Annotated in this window: 22 protein-coding genes; 14 read left to right on the top strand and 8 right to left on the bottom strand. The window is 31.8% G+C overall.

Annotation, left to right across the window (positions count from 1 at the left end; translation table 11 throughout):
* The first annotated feature begins 22 nt into the window (after positions 1 to 22).
* The 14 genes from AC5SLN_RS01510 (at position 23) to AC5SLN_RS01445 (ending at position 13951) form a co-directional block, all read left to right on the top strand.
* A complete protein-coding gene (locus AC5SLN_RS01510; protein WP_027307086.1) occupies positions 23 to 1492 on the top strand; it encodes a glutamine synthetase family protein in 1470 nt (489 codons plus the stop codon).
* 24 nt (positions 1493 to 1516) lie between these two features.
* The gene (locus tag AC5SLN_RS01505) at positions 1517 to 2461 is read left to right on the top strand and encodes a class II glutamine amidotransferase (protein WP_011282295.1); all 945 of its coding nucleotides are present in this window, start codon (positions 1517 to 1519) and stop codon (positions 2459 to 2461) included.
* A complete protein-coding gene (locus tag AC5SLN_RS01500; protein ID WP_011282296.1) occupies positions 2449 to 3303 on the top strand; it encodes a GltB/FmdC/FwdC-like GXGXG domain-containing protein in 855 nt (284 codons plus the stop codon). The genes AC5SLN_RS01505 and AC5SLN_RS01500 overlap by 13 nt, the downstream gene beginning before the upstream one ends.
* The gene (locus AC5SLN_RS01495) at positions 3303 to 4727 is read left to right on the top strand and encodes an FMN-binding glutamate synthase family protein (RefSeq protein WP_006997979.1); all 1425 of its coding nucleotides are present in this window, start codon (positions 3303 to 3305) and stop codon (positions 4725 to 4727) included. Before AC5SLN_RS01500 ends, AC5SLN_RS01495 begins: the two co-directional genes overlap by 1 nt.
* 9 nt (positions 4728 to 4736) lie before the next feature.
* A complete protein-coding gene (locus AC5SLN_RS01490) occupies positions 4737 to 5138 on the top strand; it encodes a hypothetical protein (protein WP_006997978.1) in 402 nt (133 codons plus the stop codon).
* A 125-nt stretch (positions 5139 to 5263) separates the two neighbouring features.
* The gene (locus tag AC5SLN_RS01485) at positions 5264 to 6664 is read left to right on the top strand and encodes an ammonium transporter (protein WP_415271430.1); all 1401 of its coding nucleotides are present in this window, start codon (positions 5264 to 5266) and stop codon (positions 6662 to 6664) included.
* Positions 6665 to 6676: 12 nt separating this feature from the next.
* On the top strand, positions 6677 to 6901 hold the full coding sequence (locus AC5SLN_RS01480; RefSeq protein ID WP_006997976.1) for a hypothetical protein: 225 nt from the start codon (positions 6677 to 6679) through the stop codon (positions 6899 to 6901).
* A 60-nt stretch (positions 6902 to 6961) separates the two neighbouring features.
* The gene (locus tag AC5SLN_RS01475; RefSeq protein WP_271499107.1) at positions 6962 to 7114 is read left to right on the top strand and encodes a hypothetical protein; all 153 of its coding nucleotides are present in this window, start codon (positions 6962 to 6964) and stop codon (positions 7112 to 7114) included.
* Between the two features lie 12 nt (positions 7115 to 7126).
* Positions 7127 to 8005 carry a class II glutamine amidotransferase gene (locus tag AC5SLN_RS01470; protein ID WP_271499110.1) on the top strand — a complete coding sequence of 293 codons (879 nt, stop codon included), beginning with the start codon at positions 7127 to 7129 and terminating at the stop codon, positions 8003 to 8005.
* Between the two features lie 3 nt (positions 8006 to 8008).
* Entirely contained in the window at positions 8009 to 8689 is a 681-nt protein-coding gene (locus tag AC5SLN_RS01465; RefSeq protein ID WP_011282299.1) for a GltB/FmdC/FwdC-like GXGXG domain-containing protein, read from the top strand.
* 2 nt (positions 8690 to 8691) lie between these two features.
* Positions 8692 to 10008, top strand: a complete 1317-nt coding sequence (locus AC5SLN_RS01460; protein WP_006997972.1) for an FMN-binding glutamate synthase family protein — start codon at positions 8692 to 8694, stop codon at positions 10006 to 10008.
* A gap of 43 nt (positions 10009 to 10051) precedes the next feature.
* Positions 10052 to 11377: a type III glutamate--ammonia ligase gene (glnT, locus tag AC5SLN_RS01455; RefSeq protein ID WP_006997971.1), complete on the top strand. Its 1326-nt coding sequence runs from the start codon at positions 10052 to 10054 to the stop codon at positions 11375 to 11377.
* A gap of 3 nt (positions 11378 to 11380) precedes the next feature.
* Positions 11381 to 12523, top strand: coding sequence for a diaminopropionate ammonia-lyase (locus AC5SLN_RS01450; protein ID WP_006997970.1), 1143 nt, complete (start codon positions 11381 to 11383; stop codon positions 12521 to 12523).
* 6 nt (positions 12524 to 12529) lie between these two features.
* The gene (locus tag AC5SLN_RS01445; RefSeq protein WP_494593782.1) at positions 12530 to 13951 is read left to right on the top strand and encodes a cryptochrome/photolyase family protein; all 1422 of its coding nucleotides are present in this window, start codon (positions 12530 to 12532) and stop codon (positions 13949 to 13951) included.
* Here the strand turns inward: AC5SLN_RS01445 and AC5SLN_RS01440 are convergent.
* Genes AC5SLN_RS01440 through AC5SLN_RS01405 form a run of 8 tightly spaced genes read right to left on the bottom strand, consistent with a single transcriptional unit; the run spans position 13948 to position 21400 of the window.
* Positions 13948 to 14367 carry a secondary thiamine-phosphate synthase enzyme YjbQ gene (locus tag AC5SLN_RS01440; protein ID WP_271499126.1) on the bottom strand — a complete coding sequence of 140 codons (420 nt, stop codon included), beginning with the start codon at positions 14365 to 14367 and terminating at the stop codon, positions 13948 to 13950. The genes AC5SLN_RS01445 and AC5SLN_RS01440 overlap by 4 nt on opposite strands.
* Positions 14364 to 15422 (bottom strand): cell division protein ZapE, encoded by a 1059-nt coding sequence (zapE, locus tag AC5SLN_RS01435; RefSeq protein ID WP_494592202.1) that lies wholly within the window; start codon positions 15420 to 15422, stop codon positions 14364 to 14366. Before zapE ends, AC5SLN_RS01440 begins: the two co-directional genes overlap by 4 nt.
* Positions 15419 to 15847 carry a hypothetical protein gene (locus tag AC5SLN_RS01430; RefSeq protein WP_271486587.1) on the bottom strand — a complete coding sequence of 143 codons (429 nt, stop codon included), beginning with the start codon at positions 15845 to 15847 and terminating at the stop codon, positions 15419 to 15421. Before AC5SLN_RS01430 ends, zapE begins: the two co-directional genes overlap by 4 nt.
* Before the next feature lie 2 nt (positions 15848 to 15849).
* A complete protein-coding gene (locus AC5SLN_RS01425) occupies positions 15850 to 17151 on the bottom strand; it encodes a PQQ-binding-like beta-propeller repeat protein (RefSeq protein WP_494592198.1) in 1302 nt (433 codons plus the stop codon).
* Positions 17144 to 17788 (bottom strand): hypothetical protein, encoded by a 645-nt coding sequence (locus AC5SLN_RS01420; protein WP_494593780.1) that lies wholly within the window; start codon positions 17786 to 17788, stop codon positions 17144 to 17146. The genes AC5SLN_RS01425 and AC5SLN_RS01420 overlap by 8 nt, the downstream gene beginning before the upstream one ends.
* A 2-nt stretch (positions 17789 to 17790) precedes the next feature.
* Positions 17791 to 20460, bottom strand: a complete 2670-nt coding sequence (acnA, locus tag AC5SLN_RS01415) for an aconitate hydratase AcnA (RefSeq protein ID WP_494593778.1) — start codon at positions 20458 to 20460, stop codon at positions 17791 to 17793.
* 5 nt (positions 20461 to 20465) lie between these two features.
* Positions 20466 to 21053: a LysE family translocator gene (locus AC5SLN_RS01410; protein ID WP_494577105.1), complete on the bottom strand. Its 588-nt coding sequence runs from the start codon at positions 21051 to 21053 to the stop codon at positions 20466 to 20468.
* A gap of 5 nt (positions 21054 to 21058) precedes the next feature.
* Positions 21059 to 21400, bottom strand: coding sequence for a tRNA-binding protein (locus tag AC5SLN_RS01405; RefSeq protein ID WP_494577104.1), 342 nt, complete (start codon positions 21398 to 21400; stop codon positions 21059 to 21061).
* Positions 21401 to 21406 lie beyond the last annotated feature (6 nt).

The raw sequence follows: 21406 nt of genomic DNA, 5'->3' as shown, positions 1-21406 counted from the left end.
AAATTCATTAGAGGGAGAGATAATGACAGATTTAGATAGACACGTAAGACAACCTGGTAGAGACAAATTAGTAAAGCAAGTTAGAGCTAAGATTAATGAGCTAGGTGTTGAATATATTTTTTTTCAATTTATTTCAGTAACTGGAAGAGTTGTAGGTAAAGGTATTCCTACTGATCACTGGGAAAGAACTTGCGAAAAAGGTTTTCAATTAGTTTACGGTGCTACAGCTAACTTATTTGTTGATCGTCATGGAGATTATATTGGTTATGGTCCAGAAGCAAAAGAGCTAGTTGGTATTCCTGATCCTGAAACTTTTTGCCAACTCCCTTGGGATAAAAAAGTTGCAAGAGTGTTTGTTACTTGCTTTAGAAATAGAGAAGAAAGAGAAAACCCAGGTGCACACTTAACTTCAGACTGCCGTGGAAATTTAAGAATACACGCTCAAGAATTTAAAAAGAAACACGGCTACCAATTAAGAGTTGGAACAGAGCCTGAAATGATGTGGTTAACTAAAAATGAAGATGGTTCACCAACAGGTAAAGGTTTTTCTAAACCCTACTGCTATCATATTGATCAATTCGAGTCGTTAAGACCAGTATTTATGAAAGTTTTTGAATACGCTAGAGCAATGGGCTTTGACATGATTCAAGGTGATCATGAGGATGCACCAGGACAATTAGAATTAAACTGGATGTATGATGACGTATTAAGAAATGCAGATAGACTTTCAACTTATAGACAAATTTGTGCTCAAGTTGCAAGAGAGTTTAATTTGATAGCTTGCTTTATGACAAAACCTTTTATGGGAGTGTCAGCAAGTGGTTGTCATACTAATATGTCTTTGTGGAAAGGTGGAAAAGATAAAGTTAATAAATTATCCCACAAATCAATACCAGCGATGGATGAAGTTTTCACTTATGTTGAAGGTGGAACTAATTACTTTATGCCTGATACTAAAGATATTCAGTTACCAGGTAAGGTTGGATTAAAAGCAATTGGTGGAGTAATGAAACATTTAGGTGCATTAACTGCAATTGGATCATCAACTGTAAACTCTTATAGAAGATTATGGGATACAGGTTTTTGGGCTCCTGTTTATGCTGATTGGGGATTTCAAAACAGAACATGTGGATTAAGAGTTTCTGCACCAGGAAGATTTGAATATCGTTCAGTTGACTCAATGCATAATCCTTACTTGATGGGTTCAGGATTATTGAAATGTTTTGATGATGGGATAACAAATAATATTGATCCAGGAAAACCAGAATCTAGAAGTATGTACGATGCTCAGGCAGCTGGTAAAGAAGTTAAAAAATTACCTTTAAGTCTAGGTGAAGCTTTAGATCGTCTGGCAGAAGATGAAGTGATCAAAGCAGCTATGCCAGATGAAATGTATAAAGTTTTCCATTGGTATAAAAATGATGAATGGGAAAGATTTTTAGGGGCAACAACTCAGTGGGACTTAGATACTTATCTAGATTGTCTACCGTAATCTTTAATAAAATAGGGGAAATATATGTGTGGAATAGCAGGATTAATACATAGAGGAAAATCATCCAATGTAGGAAGTGAGCTACAAGGAATGCTTCAAGCTTTAAAACATAGAGGAGAAGATTCTACAGGTTATGCTTTGTATGGAGATACTGATGGTAAAAATTTTATCATGCGTTTTAAAGTTGGAGAAAATGTTGGTGAAGGAAGTTCATCCATAATGGAAGATGTTTCTGTTTATGACAAAAGAAAGAAAATTGTTGATCAATATTTATCTGAACTAGGTGCTAAAATAGTAAAAGAGGAAAGAATTTTACCCTACTCTTTGAGATATGAGCTTGATTATGATGTAAAAGATCTACTAGAATTTTCACAAAAGATTGAAAGTATTCCAGGTGTTGAAATTTTATCTATGGGAAAATCCTTAGAGGTAATTAAAGATTTAGGAAATGCTCAAATGGTTCTTGATAGGTATGATTTAGGTAAAGTAGTTGGAACTCATGCAATTGGCCATGCAAGAATGGCTACAGAATCTGGTGTAGATATTAAATCAGCCCACCCTTTTTGGGGTTATCCTTTCAGTGATGTATCAGTAGTTCATAACGGTCAGTTAACTAACTATTGGAACAATAGAAGAATGCTTGAAAATAAAGGCATGAGATTTATGTCTGAGTGCGATTCAGAATTAATAGCGGTTTATATTGCTCAAAAAATGAAAGAAGGAGCAAGCCTTGAAGAGGGCATGAAAGCTTCATTAACAGGTCTTGATGGAGTGTTTACATATTTTGTTGCAACTAAAGATTCTTTAGGAATGGCAAAAGATACTATGGCTGCAAAACCTTTGGTTCTTTATGAGTCAGATGATTTAGTGGCAATGGGCTCAGAAGAAATAGCAATCAGATCAGTTCTACCACAAGAGATAGATACATATGATCCATTTGATGGAGAGGTAAAAGTATGGCAAATTTAAAGAATACAGAGAAAAAAACTAAAGCCCAGTCAATGGGTATGCACTCAGAAGTTTTAACAGGAAGAACTCAACAAAAGTTTTTTAATCCTGATGAAGGTGAAAACCTTTATTATTTTGGAACTTACGATGTAGATTTTAATAAAAGAACAGAGCTAGATGTTAAAGATATGACAGCTCCAGAAGCTAATAAAGAAATTGATAACTTAATGAGCCAAGGATTTGGCACAATTGTTATTAAAAACCCTCAAGGTAAACATAGTTTAGGGGTTGGTATTTTAAATAAATTAAATTTAATTTTTGAGGGAAGTTTAGGTTATTTTGGTATGGGTTCATGTGATGGACCTACTGTTAGAATTAATGGTAGAGTTGGTTGGTCTTGTGCAGAAAACTTAATGGCAGGAAAAGTTGTTATAGAGAAAAATGCAGGGTCTTGCTTTGGTGCCGCTATAAGAGGTGGTGATTTAATTTGCAAAGGAAGTGTTGGTGCAAGAACTGGAATTGACATGAAGGGTGGAACTATCATTGTTGGTGGTGATGCTGGAGCGTTCACTGGTTTTATGATGCAAAGAGGAAGAATAATTATTCTTGGTGATGTTGGAATAAACTTAGGTGACTCTATGTATGATGGCACAATCTTTATTGGTGGAAAAATAGGATCATTTGGAAGTGATGCTGTGCCTGCTGATCTAACTGCTAGTGATCAAGATTGGTTAAAACGAAAATTAAAAGTTGCAGAAATTGGTGAAAAATTTGATGTTAGTAAAATGACTAAAATTGTAGCTGGTAAAAAACTTTGGAACTATGACAATCTAGAACCTCATGAAAAGAAAGGAGCTATCTAATGGCTAAAAAGAAAACAAAAAAAAATGAAAAAAAATTAAAAAAAGCTAAAGGTAGTGTTGGTGGAAAAGCTGATGTTCATGCACATGAAGATGGTAAAAGAAATAAAAGTCTATTAGGTCACAATGCTATTTTTACTCCTGAAGTTATAGACGATATTCACATCAAAGCTCAACTTGGAAGATACAGAATGCGTGGAATGGCATTAATGAAAAAAATTCCAACATTTGATGATTTAGTATTCCTACCAGGAACTCTTACTAGATTTGTAATTGAAGGTTATAGAGAAAAATGTGAAACAAAAACTATTATCGGTCCTAATTGTGAGAACCCGATTGAACTAGATATACCAGTATATATTACAGGTATGAGTTTTGGTGCGCTTTCTTATGAAGCTAAAACTGCTTTAGCAAGAGGAGCAACAATGGCTGGAAGTGCTACTTGTTCAGGAGAGGGTGGAATGATTCCAGATGAAAGAAGATATTCTGAAAAATGGTACTATCAATGTATTCAATCAAGATACGGGTTTAACCCTCACCACGCTCAACTTGCTGATGCAATAGAAGTGTTTATTGGTCAAGGACAAAAAGTTGGAATGGGTGGACATTTAATGGGTCAAAAAGTTACTGATCAAGTTGCAGAAATGAGATCTTTACCATCTGGTATTGATCAAAGATCTCCAGCAAGACACCCCGACTGGCTAGGTCCAGATGATTTAGCTTTAAAAGTTGAAGAATTAAGACAACTTACAAAAAACAAAGTACCAATTCAGTTAAAACTAGGTGCATCAAAAGTTTATGATGATGTTCGTATGGCTGCAAAATGTAATCCTGACTCAATCTTTTTAGATGGTATGGAAGGTTCAACTGGAGCTGGTCCACATATAGCTGCTGCAAATACTGGTATCCCAGGAATTGCTGCAATCAGAGAAGCAAGAAGAGCTATTGATGATGTGGGTAAAACTGGACAGGTAACTTTAATTTATGCAGGTGGTATTAGAGATGGTGCTGATATGGCGAAGGCTTTAGCCTTAGGTGCTGATGCAATAGCAATTGGAACTGGTGCTTTAATAGCCTTAAACTGCAATAAAGATATTCCAGAAGCAAACTTTGAAAAAGAAATGGGTGTTAAGGCTGGTGACTGTTATCACTGCCACACTGGTCGTTGTCCAGTTGGTGTTGCAACCCAAGATCCTAAATTAAGAGCTAGATTAAATCCTGATGATGCTGCTTTAAGAGTTTATAATTACTTGCATGCAATGACATTAGAGGCTCAACTTTTAGCAAGAGCTTGTGGTAAAACTAATATTCACTCATTAGAACCAGAGGATTTAGCTGCACTAACAATGGAAGCTTCTGCACTAGCAAAAGTTCCTTTAACAGGAACCAACTTCACTGTTGGTGTTGATAACTATCACAAAATATAAGAGGTAAATATGGTTAAGAAAAAAACGAAAATAAAAGTAAAAAAAGAAAATCTAGGTGGAAAGTCTAAAGAAACTGCTAGAGAAAAAATGATTGGGCAACATATTGGTTATAGATATGATGTTAACTTACTCCCTGATTATAAAAAAATCACTCCATTCTTAAAAAAGTATATTGAAGCAATGGGATGGGATGATCTTAATTGGCTAGAAGATATACACATGGGTTATGAAGAAGATAGACCTGCTGTATTTTGTAGAAATGCAAATGGCTGGGTTACAATTCCAAAATCAATCAAATTGCCAAACAACCAACAAGACAGAGATATGATCGCAAGAGAGCTTTTAGTTAAGTTTCAAATGTCTAAAAAACACCCTCTTGTTGATTTGAAAAAAGCTTACCTTAAGTTTTAGTACCTCAATCAAAGGTTGATTATTTTTCAAAACTTGTAGTTATTACTTGCTTATTTAAGCAATGTATAGTTTGTCACGTCTCTATAAATTTTATAGTCTTTCTTAAAACTAATAGGAGAGAGATTATGGATGATCAATTAGGCGCTCTTACAGTTATATTTACAGAATTTTACTACTGGGTAACAGTGGTATTAATGTTCCTGATTCACGTCGGGTTTTGTATGTATGAAGTTGGAGCCTCACGATACAAGCATCACCAACATACTTTAATGAAAAATACCATGGTAATACCACTAGTAACGGTAACCTGGTTTTTCTTTGGTTGGTGGATTTACTGGGCATTCCCAACAGGACCGGGAATAGCACCTTCAATAATGAATGAGAGTTCAGCATTAATTACTGATGAAAGTACTTTTAGTGCGAAATGGTATGTGGCAAATACTGAATTTATGGCTGTCAACTTAGGTGACCGTATAAGTGGAGTATTCTGGGCTGCATTCTTACTATTTTCATGGACAGCTGCTTCAATTGTTTCTGGAGCAATCATTGAAAGAATTACAACTTTTGCATTTGGTATTTTAGCAATTGCAATTGGTTCGTGTTTCTGGGTAATTGATGCTGCATGGGGATGGCACTTTGATGGATGGATGCTTAAAATTTTAGGATATCATGACGCTTACGCATCAGGAGTAATTCACGCAATTGCGGGTGGATTTGCTTTAGGTGTTTTAATCGTTTTAGGACCTAGAATTGGAAAGTTCTCATCAAGTGGTGAACCAAGAAATATAGGACCAAGAAACCCATGGCTAGTTACAGTTGGATTATTTTTAATCTATACTGGTTTCTGGGGATTTTATGCGGCATGTAACATACCGATATTTGATCTTGGACCTGAGTATGGAATGGAAGGTGTAACGTACTGGACAGCAACAAACATATATGTAACCCCAACCACACTGAGTGGAATAACCTATAACTTCCTGATGTCATTATCAGGTGGATTATTGGCTGGATATGTGGTCGCTAAAGGTGATCCATTCTGGACTTACTCAAGTGGACTAGCTGGGATCATCTGTGCATCTGCAGGTAATGATTTGTATCACCCGATACAAGCAATGCTTATTGGTGCGATCGGTGTTGTTATAGCATATAAAATGCATTACTGGGTTGAACGTAAGTTCAAAATTGATGATGCAGTTGGTGCAGTAGCGGTACATGGTTACGCAGGATTTGTTGGTCTTGTAATTTGTGGGTTTGTTTTAAATGGCTATCCTTCATCTGGATACAGTGTTGGAGCTATGTGGGACGGATCAACTTATGCATCAATCAATCCACTGGGACAATTCCTTGGAGCAATTATAATGTTCGGAGTTCTTGGAATGTTACCAGGCTACGTTATTGCTAGAATACTAAGCGCTTTTGGTAAATTAAGAATACCGCGTGAAGTTGAAATAGCAGGACTAGACTATGAAATAATGGAGGACGATAGAGAAGCTGAAAAAGCGGTCGCCTCTTCAACTAGGTAAAGGAGAAAAAATATGGCTACAGTTACAAACTGGATAGATCATTTAAGTGCAGAAGAGGTTGTCGGAGCCATTTATCCGGGAGCTGGATCCACTGAAACTTTGCTAGTTATTCTTGGTGTAGTTTTTTGGATTGGATGGCATGTCATCACAGCTAAATCTGAGAGTGAAAAACTTTCAAGATTAGCTAAGAAAAGACATGGTGCAAATGATCATAAAAGCAATATTACCGACTGGTAATATTAAATAAACTTTGGGCGCTACTTAATTGTGGCGCCCTTTTTTTTATAAAAATTCAATATGAATGAGAATAATCAAGAAAATCAAAGACCAAGTAAGATGAGAGGTGTTGTTTTTCCAAAAGCAAAGTACGGAGTAATAGCAGCTATTATCATCATTGTAGTAGGAAATATTTTCTACTATAAAGAATTCTTAATATCCTTAATTAAATAAACTTAAAAATCTATGTGTGGAATAGTAGGAATTTATCTTAAAACAAAAAAATACGAAAAAGATCTTGGTAAATTTTTATCTGGAATGCTTGATGGTATGGCGACTAGAGGCCCTGATAGTGCTGGATTTGCAATATACACAAAACAAAATAAAAACAAATTTAAATACTCTATTTGTTTAAATCAATTAACAGATAAAGAATTTAAAAAAAAAATATCTAAATTTTTAAAAAAAATAACACTTAAAACTTTTTCGGATCATGTAATTCTTGAAACAGAGGAAAAACCCGAAAAGGTATTAGAAATCCTAGATTCTAAATTAAAAGAAGTTTCTTTGGTGGGTTATGGTAAAAGTATTAATATCTTCAAACAAACAGGAAATCCTAAAGACGTGGTTAGAAAATTTAAATTATCTTCTTTTTCAGGAACTCATGCTATAGGACACACTAGGATGGCAACAGAAAGTGCAATTACAACTCAAGGTTCTCACCCCTACTCTACATCAGAGGATGAGTGCTTGGTTCATAATGGATCTCTTTCAAATCATAACAACATACGAAGGTCTTTAAAAAAAGAAGGTCAGAAATTTAATTCAGAAAATGATACTGAGGTTGCGGCTGGTTACATCTCTAATCAAATTTCAAAAGGAGAAAATCTAGAAGAAACCCTAAAAAATAGCCTAAAAGATTTAGATGGTTTCTACACCTTTATAGCTGGTACTAAAGATGGTTTTGCATTGTTGAGAGATGAAATAGCTTGCAAGCCAGCAGTTGTTGCAGAAACAAAAGATTATGTAGCGGTTGCTTCAGAATTTCAATGTATGGCGCACTTGCCAAATGTAAACACAGCTAAAATTTTTGAACCAAAACCTGGTATTGTTTATCACTGGTAAATTATGAATTTAGATCTAAATAAAAAAAAACTAAGAGAAATTAATCAACTACTACAAAACGTTGGTAGAGAAAAAAATAACAGAAGTTTCCAAATTTTAAATCCCCAAGGTCAACACGCTATTTGTGCAGGTTTAAAAGATGATATTGAAGTTTCAATAAAAGGACACACTGGCTATTATTGTGCTGGGATGAATAAAAATGCTTCTATTACCGTACACGGAAATGTTGGAACGGGTGTAGCTGAAAACATGATGTCTGGTAAAGTAATTATCAAAGGCAATGCTTCTCAATCTGCTGGAGCAACTGGTCATGGCGGTTCTTTAATTATTGAAGGAGACGCTAGCTCAAGATGTGGCATATCAATGAAGGGGATTAACATTATAGTAAAGGGGTCTGTTGGTCATATGTCAGCATTTATGGCACAAAAAGGTAATTTAATTATTTTGGGAGACGCTGATGCTGATTTAGGAGACTCAATTTATGAGGCAAAAATATTTGTTAAAGGTAAGGTTAAAAGTTTAGGTTCTGATTGTATAGAAAAACAAATGGATGATAAAAATATAAAAGAATTAAATAAAATTTTTAAAGATTTGAATATATCTGAAGATGCAAAAAAATTTAAAAGATATGGATCTGCAAGAAATTTATATAATTTTAAAATTGATAATGTGAGCTCATATTAGTTATGAAAAAAGATTTAAAAGAATTTAAAACGTTTCCATCTTCAACAATTAAAGAAATTCAAAGAGCTGCTAAGGAAGGAATTTACCAAATTAGAGGATTGGGTGCTAAAAGAAAAGTTCCAGACTTTGATGACTTGGTATTTTTAGGAGCTTCCATGTCTAGATATCCATTAGAAGGTTATAGAGAGAAATGTAATACCTCTGTAATACTTGGAGACCGTTTTGCAAAAAATCCTATTAAATTAGATATACCAATTACTATTGCTGGAATGAGTTTTGGAGCTTTAGGTGCCAATGCAAAGGAAGCTTTAGGCAGAGGTGCTTCTGCTATGGGAACTTCGACAACCACTGGAGATGGAGGCATGACAAAAGAAGAAAGAGGATCTTCTAAATATCTAGTATATCAATTATTACCTTCTCGATACGGTATGAATCCGGATGATTTAAGAAAAGCAGATGCTATAGAAATAGTTGTGGGACAAGGTGCAAAACCTGGAGGGGGTGGAATGCTTCTTGGACAAAAAATTAATAAAAGAGTTGCTGGTATGAGAACTTTACCTGAGGGCATAGATCAAAGAAGTGCTTGTCGACATCCAGATTGGACAGGACCTGACGATTTAGAAATAAAAATTCAAGAATTGAGAGAAATTACAAATTGGGAAAAACCAATTTATATAAAAGTTGGAGCAGCAAGACCATACTATGATACGACTTTAGCAGTAAAAGCTGGCGCTGATGTTGTTGTGTTAGATGGAATGCAAGGTGGAACAGCTGCAACACAAGATGTTTTTATAGAACATGTGGGTATACCAACTCTTGGTGCCTTAAGAGAATCTGTAGATGCTTTAAAAGAATTGAACATGCATAGAAAAGTTCAATTAATTGTTTCTGGTGGAATTAGAACTGGTGCTGATGTTGCAAAAGCAATTGCAATGGGAGCAGATGCTGTATCAATAGGATCTGCTGCTATGATGGCTTTAAATTGTAATGCAGATCTTTATAGAAAAGATTACGAAAAACTTGGAACAGAGCCAGGTTACTGTCATCACTGTCATACAGGAAAATGTCCTGTAGGTGTTGCTACACAAGATCCTATACTAGAAAAAAGACTCAATCCTATAGAGGGGGGTAAAAGATTAAAAAATTATTTATCCACATTAACCCTAGAGTTGCAAACATTAGCAAGAGCAAATGGAAAATCAGATGTAAGAAATTTAGAACCTGAAGATTTAGCAGCTTTAACAGTAGAAGCTGCAGCAATGGCAAGAGTTCCGCTGGCTGGAACAGATTGGATACCAGGACTAAAAAATAAAAAATAGTATTGTGAAGACTAATTAACAGTTGTAAATTAAGAAATAAAATATGCCTATTAATTTATCTAAAATTGCTAAAGCTAAAAAAATAAAATATTTTTTGATTAGTTTTGTAGATTTTTTTGGTGTCTTGAGATCAAAATTAGTACCAGCACAAGCGATTGCAGACATGCAAAAGAATGGGGCGGGTTTTGCGGGTTTTGCAACTTGGCTAGATATGTCTCCTGCAGATGGGGATATGTTTGCTCTACCAGATCCTAAAAGTTTAATTCAATTGCCTTGGAACAAAGAAATTGGCTGGTTAGCTTCTGATTTATATATGTATGGTAAACCAGTTAAGGCTTCACCTAGAGTAATGCTCAAAGAGCAAATTAATAAATTACATAAAAAAGATTTAGTCATGAAGTCAGGTGTAGAGTGTGAATATTTTTTGATCTCAGAAGATGGGAGTAAAATTGCTGATGCAAGAGACACTCAATCAAAACCTTGTTACGATCAGTCTGCTTTAATGAGGAGATATGATTTAATCAAAGAAATATGCGATAGCATGATTACTATGGGTTGGAACCCATACCAAAATGATCATGAGGACGCTAATGGCCAGTTTGAAATGAATTGGGATTATACAGATTGTTTAACTACAGCTGATAGACATGTATTCTTTAAATATATGGTGAAATCATTAGCTGAAAAACATGGTTTGAGAGCAACATTTATGCCAAAACCTTTTAGCAATCTAACAGGAAATGGCTGTCATGCTCACATCTCTTTATGGAATGGAAAAATTAATAAATTTCTAGATAATGGAGACAAATTAGGTTTGAGCAAATTAGCATATAATTTTCTAGGTGGAATTATGAAACTTACTCAGCCTTTGACAGCATTTTTTAATCCGACAATTAATAGTTATAGAAGAATAAATGCACCACCAACAAAATCGGGAGCTACATGGTCACCTAGTAGTATTTCTTATACAGGAAATAATAGAACTCATATGATAAGAATTCCAGATAAAGGTAGATTTGAACTAAGGTTAATGGACGGAGCAGTAAATCCTTATTTGCTTCAAGCTGGAGTAATAGCTGCTGGTTTACATGGAATAAATAATAAAATAGATCCTGGTGAACCTTTATCTTGTAATATGTACACTGATCATAAAAATTACCCTCACCTAAAAAAATTACCTGACATAATTGAAGATGCATTAGATCAACTAGAAAATAGTAAAGAAATTAAGGAAGCATTTGGCGGTGATACTATTAAAAGCTATCTAAAGTTAAAAAGGTCTGAAATTAATGATTTTAATCAAGAAGAAAAATTTGATAAAAAAAGCTCGGTAACTCACTGGGAAAAAAATAGCACTCTTGATTGTTAATAAATGAAATCAATCATGCAGAAAGACCTTTGGTCTATTACATCATTTTTAGAGAATAAAAATTATAAATTTAATAAAGAAAATATACTTACGCAACTTCCAGAAAAATTTATAGATGAAGCAATTAAGGCTATATCTAGTTGGGATAATTATGCCCCCACTCCATTGGTTAAATTAAATAAACTAAATGATGAATTAAAATTTAAAAATATTTACTACAAAGATGAGGATAAACGGTTTGATCTAAAATCTTTTAAAGCTTTAGGTGGAGCTTTTGCTGTTTACAAGATTGCCAGTGAAAAAGAGAATATAACTGTATCAACAGCAACAGCTGGAAATCATGGTCGATCTGTAGCCTGGGGGGCTCAAAGACTTGGATTAAAATGTAAAATATTTATAAGTGAATTTGTTAGTGAATCTAGAGCTGAAGCAATGCGTAAATTGGATGCTGAAGTGATTAGAGTTAAAGGTAATTATGATAATTCATTAAAAGAATGCATAAAACAATCTAAAGAAAATAATTGGGAAATTGTACAAGATGTGTCTTGGGAAGGTTACAAGGAAGTACCAAAATTAATTATGGCTGGATACACCATAATGATTAAAGAAATTTTAGATGAAGTAAAATCTAATTCAATATCACACGTATTTCTTCAAGCTGGAGTTGGCGGAATGGCTGCAGCAATGATTGCTGGCTTTGCAAAATTATCACAAAATATTCCAAAATTTATTATTGTTGAACCAGAAAATGCAGACTGTGTATTTCAAAGTATTAAGAATAATAAACCCACAAGTGTTGATATTAAAAAGGAAACAGTAATGGGTGGAATGTCTTGTGGTGATGTATCAAGTATTGCCTGGGAAATTTTAAAAAATTCTTCAAATTATTGTTTAACTATATCTGATGAAGCAATCTCAACTACTGTAGCATTGCTAGCAGAAAAGCGTTTATCCGATCTAAAAATAATAGCTGGTGAATGTGCTGTCCCAGGTATAATCGCGTTAATAAGCTCATTTAACAATAAAGAATACTTAGATAAGCTAGAGTTAAATGAACAATCAAATGTACTTTTATTTGGTTGTGAAGGTTTAACTGATAGTGCAATGTATCAAAAACTACTAAGTGATGGATTGCAAAAAATCTGAGTAAATATGACAAAAAAAGCCATTGTTTGGATTAGAGAAGATTTTAGAATTGAATATAACGAAGCCTTAGCGACAGCAACTCAAAATCATGAGTATGTAAGTGCTCTTTATATATATAACCCAAAAAACTTTGATAAAAAAAGAGAGGCTCAAAAATGGTGGCTGTCTAAATCATTAGAAAATTTAAGTATAGATCTAAAGAAATTAAATATCACATTGGAAGTTCAGTTAGGTGATGAACTAGAGGTATTATCAATTTTAAAAAAGAAAGATGATGTTACTGTTTATTGGAGTAAAGTTTATGAGCCAGATGTAATTAATAAAGGTAAAAAAATAAGAGATCTATTTATTAAGAATGAAGTTCAATATAAATATTTTAAAGGAAATATTCTTGTAGAATTTCAAGAAATGACTAAAGACGATGGCACTCCCTATAAAGTATTCACTCCATTTTGGAAAAAAACTGAACAGCATTATATTTCAAAAGCTCCTTCAAAATTAATACGAGTTAAATCAAAAATTAAAAAGATAAACATATTTAAAAATTCAATTTCTATAAAAGAAATATTACCTAAAAAAAATTGGTATAAAAAATTTGAGAAATACTGGGACCCATCTGAAAAAGAAGCTAAAAAATATTTACAAGAATTAATAAATAATAGAATTGAGGACTATGGTGATGCACGAGATATTCCAGGTGTTAACGGAACCTCCAAGTTATCTCCTTTCTTAAAATTTGGTCAAATACATGTAGAAACAATTTGGAAGAAATGCCAAGACATTAAAGTTAAAAAAATTGGATATAGAAAGTATATTAATGAATTAGGATGGAGAGAATTTTCTCATAGTTTAATTAATTACTTTCCACAAATGTTAAAAGGTAATCTTAGAAAAGATTTTGACAATTTTCCTTGGGTTAAAAATGATAAATTTCTTAAAGCTTGGAAAGCAGGCATGACAGGATACCCTATTGTAGATGCTGGAATGAGAGAACTATATGAAACAGGATGGATGCACAATAGAGTTCGAATGATTGTTGCTTCTTTTCTTGTTAAACATTTAAGAATTCATTGGATTGAAGGTGAAAAACATTTTAAAAATTGTTTAGTTGATTATAATGAAGCCAGTAACGTTGCTCAATGGCAATGGGTTGCAGGATGTGGTGCAGATGCAGCTCCCTACTTTAGAATCTTCAATCCTATCCTTCAGGGGGAAAAATTTGACAAAGATGGGATTTATACAAAAAAGTGGGTTCCAGAACTTAAAAACATGCCTAATAAGTTTCTATATAAACCATGGGAGCTTGAAACCAAATACCAAGAACAGATTAAAGTAGTTGTTGGTATCAACTATCCAAAACCAATTGTAGATCACGTTGAAGCCAGAAATGCTGCTCTAGATGCTTTTAAAACAATTAAGAAAAACTAATCTCCTAAATAATGAAGAATAATCAGTCTTTTTTGCTTCTCAATTCTGTGCTCAAAAAGATATAAACCCTGCCAAGTACCAAGTAATAACTCATTGTTTTTAACGCTTAAAGAGATTTGATTATTAGTTAACGCAGATTTTATATGTGCAGGCATGTCATCTTTTCCCTCAGCTGTATGGATGTAAAGGGAATTGTCCATAGGTACGAGCTTATTAAAAAAATTTACTAAATCACTTTGAACATCTGGATCAGCATTCTCTTGAATTATTAAAGAAGCACTGGTGTGTTGAATGCTTATATTGATAATTCCATTATTAAATTCATTATCCTTGATCCATTTGTTAGTTTGGCTTGTAAATTCATAGAGATTCTGGCCATTAGTACTCAATTCTAAGTTAAAAAACTCTTGTCTCATAACTTCGTATACTTAATAGATGTTAATTCATACAACCTACTAATAGTTCTTTTAAATATTTTTTTTAAATCTTCAGAAGAGCTTAATAAATCTAATTGTAATTGAGAAGTTATCATAAGTGGTATTTTTTTTTCATAAAGAATATCAATTAAAGTAATAAATCTTTGTTGTTGATTAGAATTATCACTGTTAAAAATTGGAATATTTTCTATAACAATAAAATTACATACTTCAGTTATTTTAATGTAATCTTCAGCTCCAATATTTTTAGAACATAACTCTTTAAAATCAAAACGTGCTATTCCATTAAAGTAATTCTTAATAGTAAGCTTTCTACCTTTAATACTTAAGATCATTTCTTGATTAGTAAGATTTTTAGTTATTTTTCTAAAAAATTTATTAAGTTTAAAATTAGTTGATTCATTTAATGGATAAAAATATCTTTCATTTCTGTTTTTTACAGACTTTCTATAATCATCTTGGATAATCAATTGTGTCTCGTAAGTTTTTTCCTTCATTATTTTAATAAAGGGAAGAAATTGATCTCTTTGTAATCCGTCTTTATAGAGATCATTTATTTTAGTATTTGATGAAAATAAAACTTTTATATTCTCATCAAATATTTTTTTAAATAAGCTACCTAAAATCATAGCATCTACAATATTTGTAACCTGAAACTCATCAAGATAAATTAATTTAGATTTATTTTTTAGTTTTTGAACAAATTTATCTATAATATTTTCTTGTGTATTTTCTTTGTTTTTAAATACAAAGTCGTGAAAACTAATCATAAACTCATTAAAGTGAAATCTTTGTTTAGTTTTATCAAAATTATTATAAAAAAAATTTAGTATCATGGTTTTACCTACACCCACATCCCCTTGTAAATAAAACCCTGTTTTATAATTTTGTTTAGTAAATATTTTTTTTAAAAGTGATTTATTAAAGTTTTGAGTATAGAATAAACTCAATTCTTCTATTAAGCCTAATTGACTGGGATTAATTTCTAAATTATTAATTTTACAATAACTAAGAAATAATTTATTTAAATTCATTTTTTCGTTTTAAAATCTATACCATATTCAGATCTAGGGCCTTTTCTTAATCCAAAGGGCCCAGATATAAACAAAGTAAGCGGTCTTGTTCCTGGTTTAAGATCAACTCTGTGTAAATTATTAGCTGACCTGAAACCTATATATCCAGGCGCTCTCCAAAATCTTCCAGTATTTAGTGTTTCCCAGTAACCCCCTCTTAATATCACTGTTATGTAAGGAAATGTATGATTGTGAACTCCCTCTCCATGATCGTCAGCTAACATTTCATGTAATAAAATATTAAATGGAAACCATTTTGGCCTATGCCTTAATAAGACATAATATCTGTTCATCCAAGGTTTAGCTTCATTAAATTTGGGGTGAGAGGGTCCTCGATCTAAAACAATTTTTTTTCTTCCTAGCTTATCAAGTAACTTAAGAAACATTACTAATTTAATTTAATAATAGAATTATCAGTAATTAGATATAAATTTTTATTAAATATAGCTGGCCTAGAAATTTTTTTATTGTCAATTTTTAGGATAGTCCTGGCTTTGCCGGTAGCAATATCAATAACTAGAAAACGTCCAATATTAGTTGATAGGTAAATATTTTTGTTCCCAACAATAAAGCCAGCTGGTCTTATCTTAAGTCTATTTTTAGCTTTAAATTTATTAAGTAAATAATTTGATCTTATAATATTTCCAGTATTTTTTTCCATAATAATTAGATAACCTTCCATTGATATAGTGAATATTAAGTCATTAATTATTACTGGTCTTAAGTTGGAGTTAATCTCTTGTTTCCAGTTTAAGTTACCAGTTTGTATATCTAGTGAAAAAAATTGATTTTGGTTATTAGAAAAAAACAATGCCTCTTTGTCAGCTACAACATCAGATGTCTTTAAAAAAAAACCCGTATCAAAGGCTAAACTACTTTGTGTAGGGGTTTGCCATAATAAATTACCGTTATTAATATCGACAGCACTTATATCGCCCAAAGAATTATTAAAGTAAATTTTTTCATTTAAAATTACTAATGAAAGTCTTTTTTGAGATCTTATAAGTGAACCTTGCGTTTTTCGAGCCCAAATTTCTTTTCCATCGTTTATTGAATAAGCTCTTAAAGTATTTTCAAAATCTATTACATAAATTCTATCTTTATAAATCTTTACTTGTGAATTAAATGGCGCATTATTATTTTTAGACCATAATAATTTTCCTGTATTAATATTGATAGCATATAATTTTGCTATATTATCAGCAATTATTAAAATTTTATCATTGTAACCAAAAAATAAAAATGGGTTTTGTTTTTTTTCATATTTTGAATAAAAGTTTTTTTTCCATATTAAATTCGATTTATTGTCAAAGTTTAAAATAGACCCTTCATTATCAAAAAAAATAATATTATTTTGATTAAATGTGATTTCTGGTTCGTATTGATAAAAATCTTTTATCTTTTTAAATTTATATCTAGATAAACTCTCAAGTTTACCGTTGTAGTTAATTTTGCCGCTATTATTGCTAAGATTTTTAAAAAAACTATTACTTACAGCTCTTGAATCGAGCTCTATTTTTAAATTAGGATTAAATTCAAAATTTAATTTTTCTTCTTTTTTGAAGATTTCTGTTATGTTTTTATTTTTTTCTTCTTCAATATTTTCTTTATTCCAAAACTTTGAGCTTTTGTGAAATGAACAATTTGTAATAAAAATAAAAATTAATAATAATTTAAAAATTTTACTCACCTATGTCTCTTTTAAGTCTTTTTTGTGATGCTAGTTTAATTTCATTATTTGCATTGGGTAGTAATAAAATTTGATTAAAAAATTCTTTTGCTTTTTGTTTTTCCTCTTTTGAATAAAAAAATTCTGCAAGTAAGTATAATGCATGGGACTTCCAGATACTTTCAGAATTAATTACTGGATTAAGTATTTTCAATAATTCGTTTTCACTAACAAAGTCTGAATTGAATAATGCTTTTTTATATATAATCAAATTCTTAATTTCGTTATCAAGTTTTGTTTTTTCAATTAATTCATTAAATAATATATTTATCTCATCATTGCTCTCTAATAAATTATTGTCTATTAGATGGTATAAAGCTAATGGAGAATAAGTTGCATCATTACTTTTTACAACATTAACCATTTCATCAATTGTTTTTTGTTTATTTTCAGGATTAAGATCTATTAATGCTAAGTTGTATTGATTGGCTAATTTAATTCTATTTTTTTCTTTAGAATTTTCAAATGATAGATAGCCAATTATAATTACTAATATTATTGAAATAATTATTATAAGTTTTTTTTTATTATTTATAAAAAAATTCTTTATTCTCTCATTTCTTGTGTTTGTATCTATGATTGTAATTTCTTCGTCCATTTCTATATCATGTTCCTTAATACATACTGAAGTATTCCACCATTTTTATAATACTCTAATTCGTTTTTTGTGTCTATTCTGCATAACGTTTTGATCTTTTTAATATCTCCCGAGGCATATTTTATTTCAACTTGAACATGATCTGATGCATTTATACCCTCTTCAATTTGAAGAACGGTTATCAACTCTGAACCAATTAATTTTAAGTTTACCCTATCGTGCCCTTCGGTAAATTGTAGAGGTAAAACACCCATTCCAATTAAATTAGATCTATGAATTCTTTCAAAACTTTCTGCTATTACAGCTTTAACACCTAATAGTTTTGTTCCTTTAGCAGCCCAATCTCTTGACGATCCTGTTCCATATTCTTTTCCACCTATAACAACAAGGTCTGTGCCTCTTTTTTTATATTCCTCAACAGCATTATAAACTGGCATTACTTTTTCTTCTGGATATAATTTTGTAAATCCACCTTCTGTTCCTGGTGCCATTTCATTTCTTATTCTAATATTTGCAAAAGTTCCTCTCATCATTACCTCATGGTTTCCTCTTCTTGATCCATAAGAGTTATAATCTGTTGGAAGTATTTGATGTTCCATAAAATACTCACCTGTTGGGCTTTCTTTTTGAATATTTCCTGCTGGAGAAATATGATCAGTTGTAACCATATCCCCTAAAATCAAAAGTGGTCTTGCATCTTTAATAGGTTTAAAGCCCTCAGGTTGATCAGATAAATTTTCAAAAAATGGTGGTTTCTTCACATAAGTTGAACTTGAATCCCAATTGTAAATACTGGTATTTTCAGTTTTAATTTCTTGCCACTGTTTAGGGCCTTCTGAAACATTTGAATATCTTTTAACAAACATCTCTGCATTTAAAGATTCTCTTAATGTGTCTTCAATTTCCTTATTAGATGGCCAAATATCTTTTAAAAATATATCTTTACCATCTTTACTTTTTCCTAAAGGCTCTTTGTATAAATCAAATTCCATGTGACCAGCAAGTGCATAAGCTACTACAAGTGGTGGTGATGCTAGGTAATTAGCTTTTATATGTGGAGATATTCTTCCTTCAAAGTTTCTATTTCCAGATAAAACTGACACAGCGTAAATGTTTTCCTTGTCTATTGCTTTAACAATTTCCTCTGGTAAAGGGCCTGAATTTCCTATGCAAGTCGTACAACCATATCCAACCAAATTAAAACCAAGCTTATCCAAAAATACATTTAGTCCTGCTTTTGCTAAATAATCTGTAACTACTTGTGAGCCTGGTGCTAATGATGTTTTTACCCAAGGTTTAGTTTCTAAACCAAGTTCAACAGCTTTTTTTGCTAATAACCCAGCTCCAATTAATACATTTGGATTGGATGTATTTGTACATGAAGTAATAGCTGCAATTAATATTGAGCCATCTTTAATTTCATAATCTGTTCCTGATACTTTTGAAACATGTTGTTTTTTTCTATTAGTTGCTTCTTCAAAAACTTTTTTAAATCCAGTAGATGCCTCTGTTAATAAAACTTTATCCTGAGGTCTTTTAGGTCCTGAAATAGTTGGAACAACTGTAGACATATCTAACGATAAGGTATCAGTAAATTCAACTTGGTCATTAGCCCATAAACCTTGCTCTTTTGCATATTTCTCAACTATATTTACTATGTTCTCATCTCTTCCTGAGAATCTTAAATATTTTAATGTCTCTTCATCAATTGGGAAAAAACCACATGTTGCTCCATATTCTGGTGCCATATTTGCAATTGTTGCTCTATCAGCAAGAGTTAAATTCTTTAAACCTTCTCCATAAAATTCAACAAATTTTCCAACAACTCCTTTATCTCTTAACATTTTTACGACTGTTAAAACTAAATCTGTTGCAGTAGTACCTTCTGGCATTTTATTTTTAACTTCAAATCCTATTACTTCTGGAATTAACATTGAAATTGGCTGACCTAACATTCCAGCTTCAGCTTCTATTCCACCAACACCCCAACCAAGAACTGATAAACCATTAACCATAGTAGTGTGACTATCAGTACCAACTAACGTGTCAGGAAATAAATAGTCCTCGTTTTGAAATTTTTCAGACCACACTACTTTTGATAAATATTCTAAATTAACCTGGTGACAAATCCCAGTTCCAGGAGGAACAATTCTAAAGTTATTAAAAGCTTGTTGACCCCATTTTAAAAATGAATATCTCTCACCATTTCTTTTAAATTCAATATCAACATTTTTTTCAAATGAATCTTTATTTGCTGATTTATCTACTTGAACTGAATGATCAATTACAAGGTCAACTGCAGACAGTGGATTAATGGTATTTGGATCTCTATTTTTTTCTTTAACGGCTTCTCTCATTGCTGCAAGATCAGCAACAGCTGGTATTCCTGTGTAATCCTGTAACAAAACTCTAGCTGGCCTATAAGCTATTTCAGTTAATGATTTTTTTGTTTTTAACCATTCTTTAATTGCTTCTATTTGGTTTTTAGTAACTGACAGATCGTCCTCGTATCTTAAAAGGTTTTCTAACAAAACTTTTAATGACTTTGGAAGTTTTGAAATTCCATCTAAACCGTTCTTTTCTGCTTCTACTAAAGAATAATATTTGTAGTCCCTATCATTAATACTGATAGTTTTTAGGGAGTTATAAGAATTTTGATTTCCTGGTTTCATTTAATTTAGATATAGAACCCTATTATACAAACAATAAGTAGCAAGGACATAGCATAATTAAATCGTTTAATAAAATTATTATTTGTCGCAAAATTCCTTAAAAACTTACCTAAAAAAGCCCATGCTGTAATACTTGTTAGAGCTGTCAAAGAGCAAACGATAATAACTGTTAAAGAACTATTTAAGTAATCGTTTTCTAATACAAATTTTGAGATCAATGTAATAGCTGCCATTACTCCTTTAGGATTTAAAAACTGGAATGTAAAAGTATCAATAAATTTTACTGGATTAATTTTTTTACCCTCTTTGGATGTTTCAGAAAATGAAATTTTATAAGCTAAATATAAGAGGAATAAAGTTCCTAATATTCTGATCACTTCCTGGATTAGTGGATATTTAATAAAAGTTGATATCAATACAAAATTGATCAAAATTACTAACACAGTATAACCCAACCAAACTCCCATTATTAATGGAATTGTTTTTTTTATACCAAAATTAAAACCTGAGTAAGAAGCAACAGCATTATTAGGTCCTGGTGTAAAACCTAATGAACAAGAAATTCCAATCAATAAAAATAATTCAGGATGCATAAAGTTTAAGCTATTGGAAGCCCATTCTCTGATTGTTGAGATGGGTGAACTAGTATAACTTTGCCTTCATCATCAATCGAACCTAAAATAAGAACTTGTGAAACTACACCTGCAATATTTTTTTCTGGAAAGTTGCAAACACCAATAACTTGTTTACCTTTTAAATTTTCTTCATTGTAATAATGGGTAATTTGTGCGGATGATTGCTTAACACCTATATCTTTTCCAAAATCCACTTCAATTACTAGTGAAGGTTTTCTAGCTTTTTCATTTTTTTTAACTGATATTACAGTTCCAACTCTAATATCTATTTTATCAAAGTCATTATAGGTGATTTGTTCTTTCATATATTT

Source organism: Candidatus Pelagibacter sp. PS_31, assembly GCF_059417865.1.
This window is presented reverse-complemented; position numbering and strand designations above follow the sequence as displayed.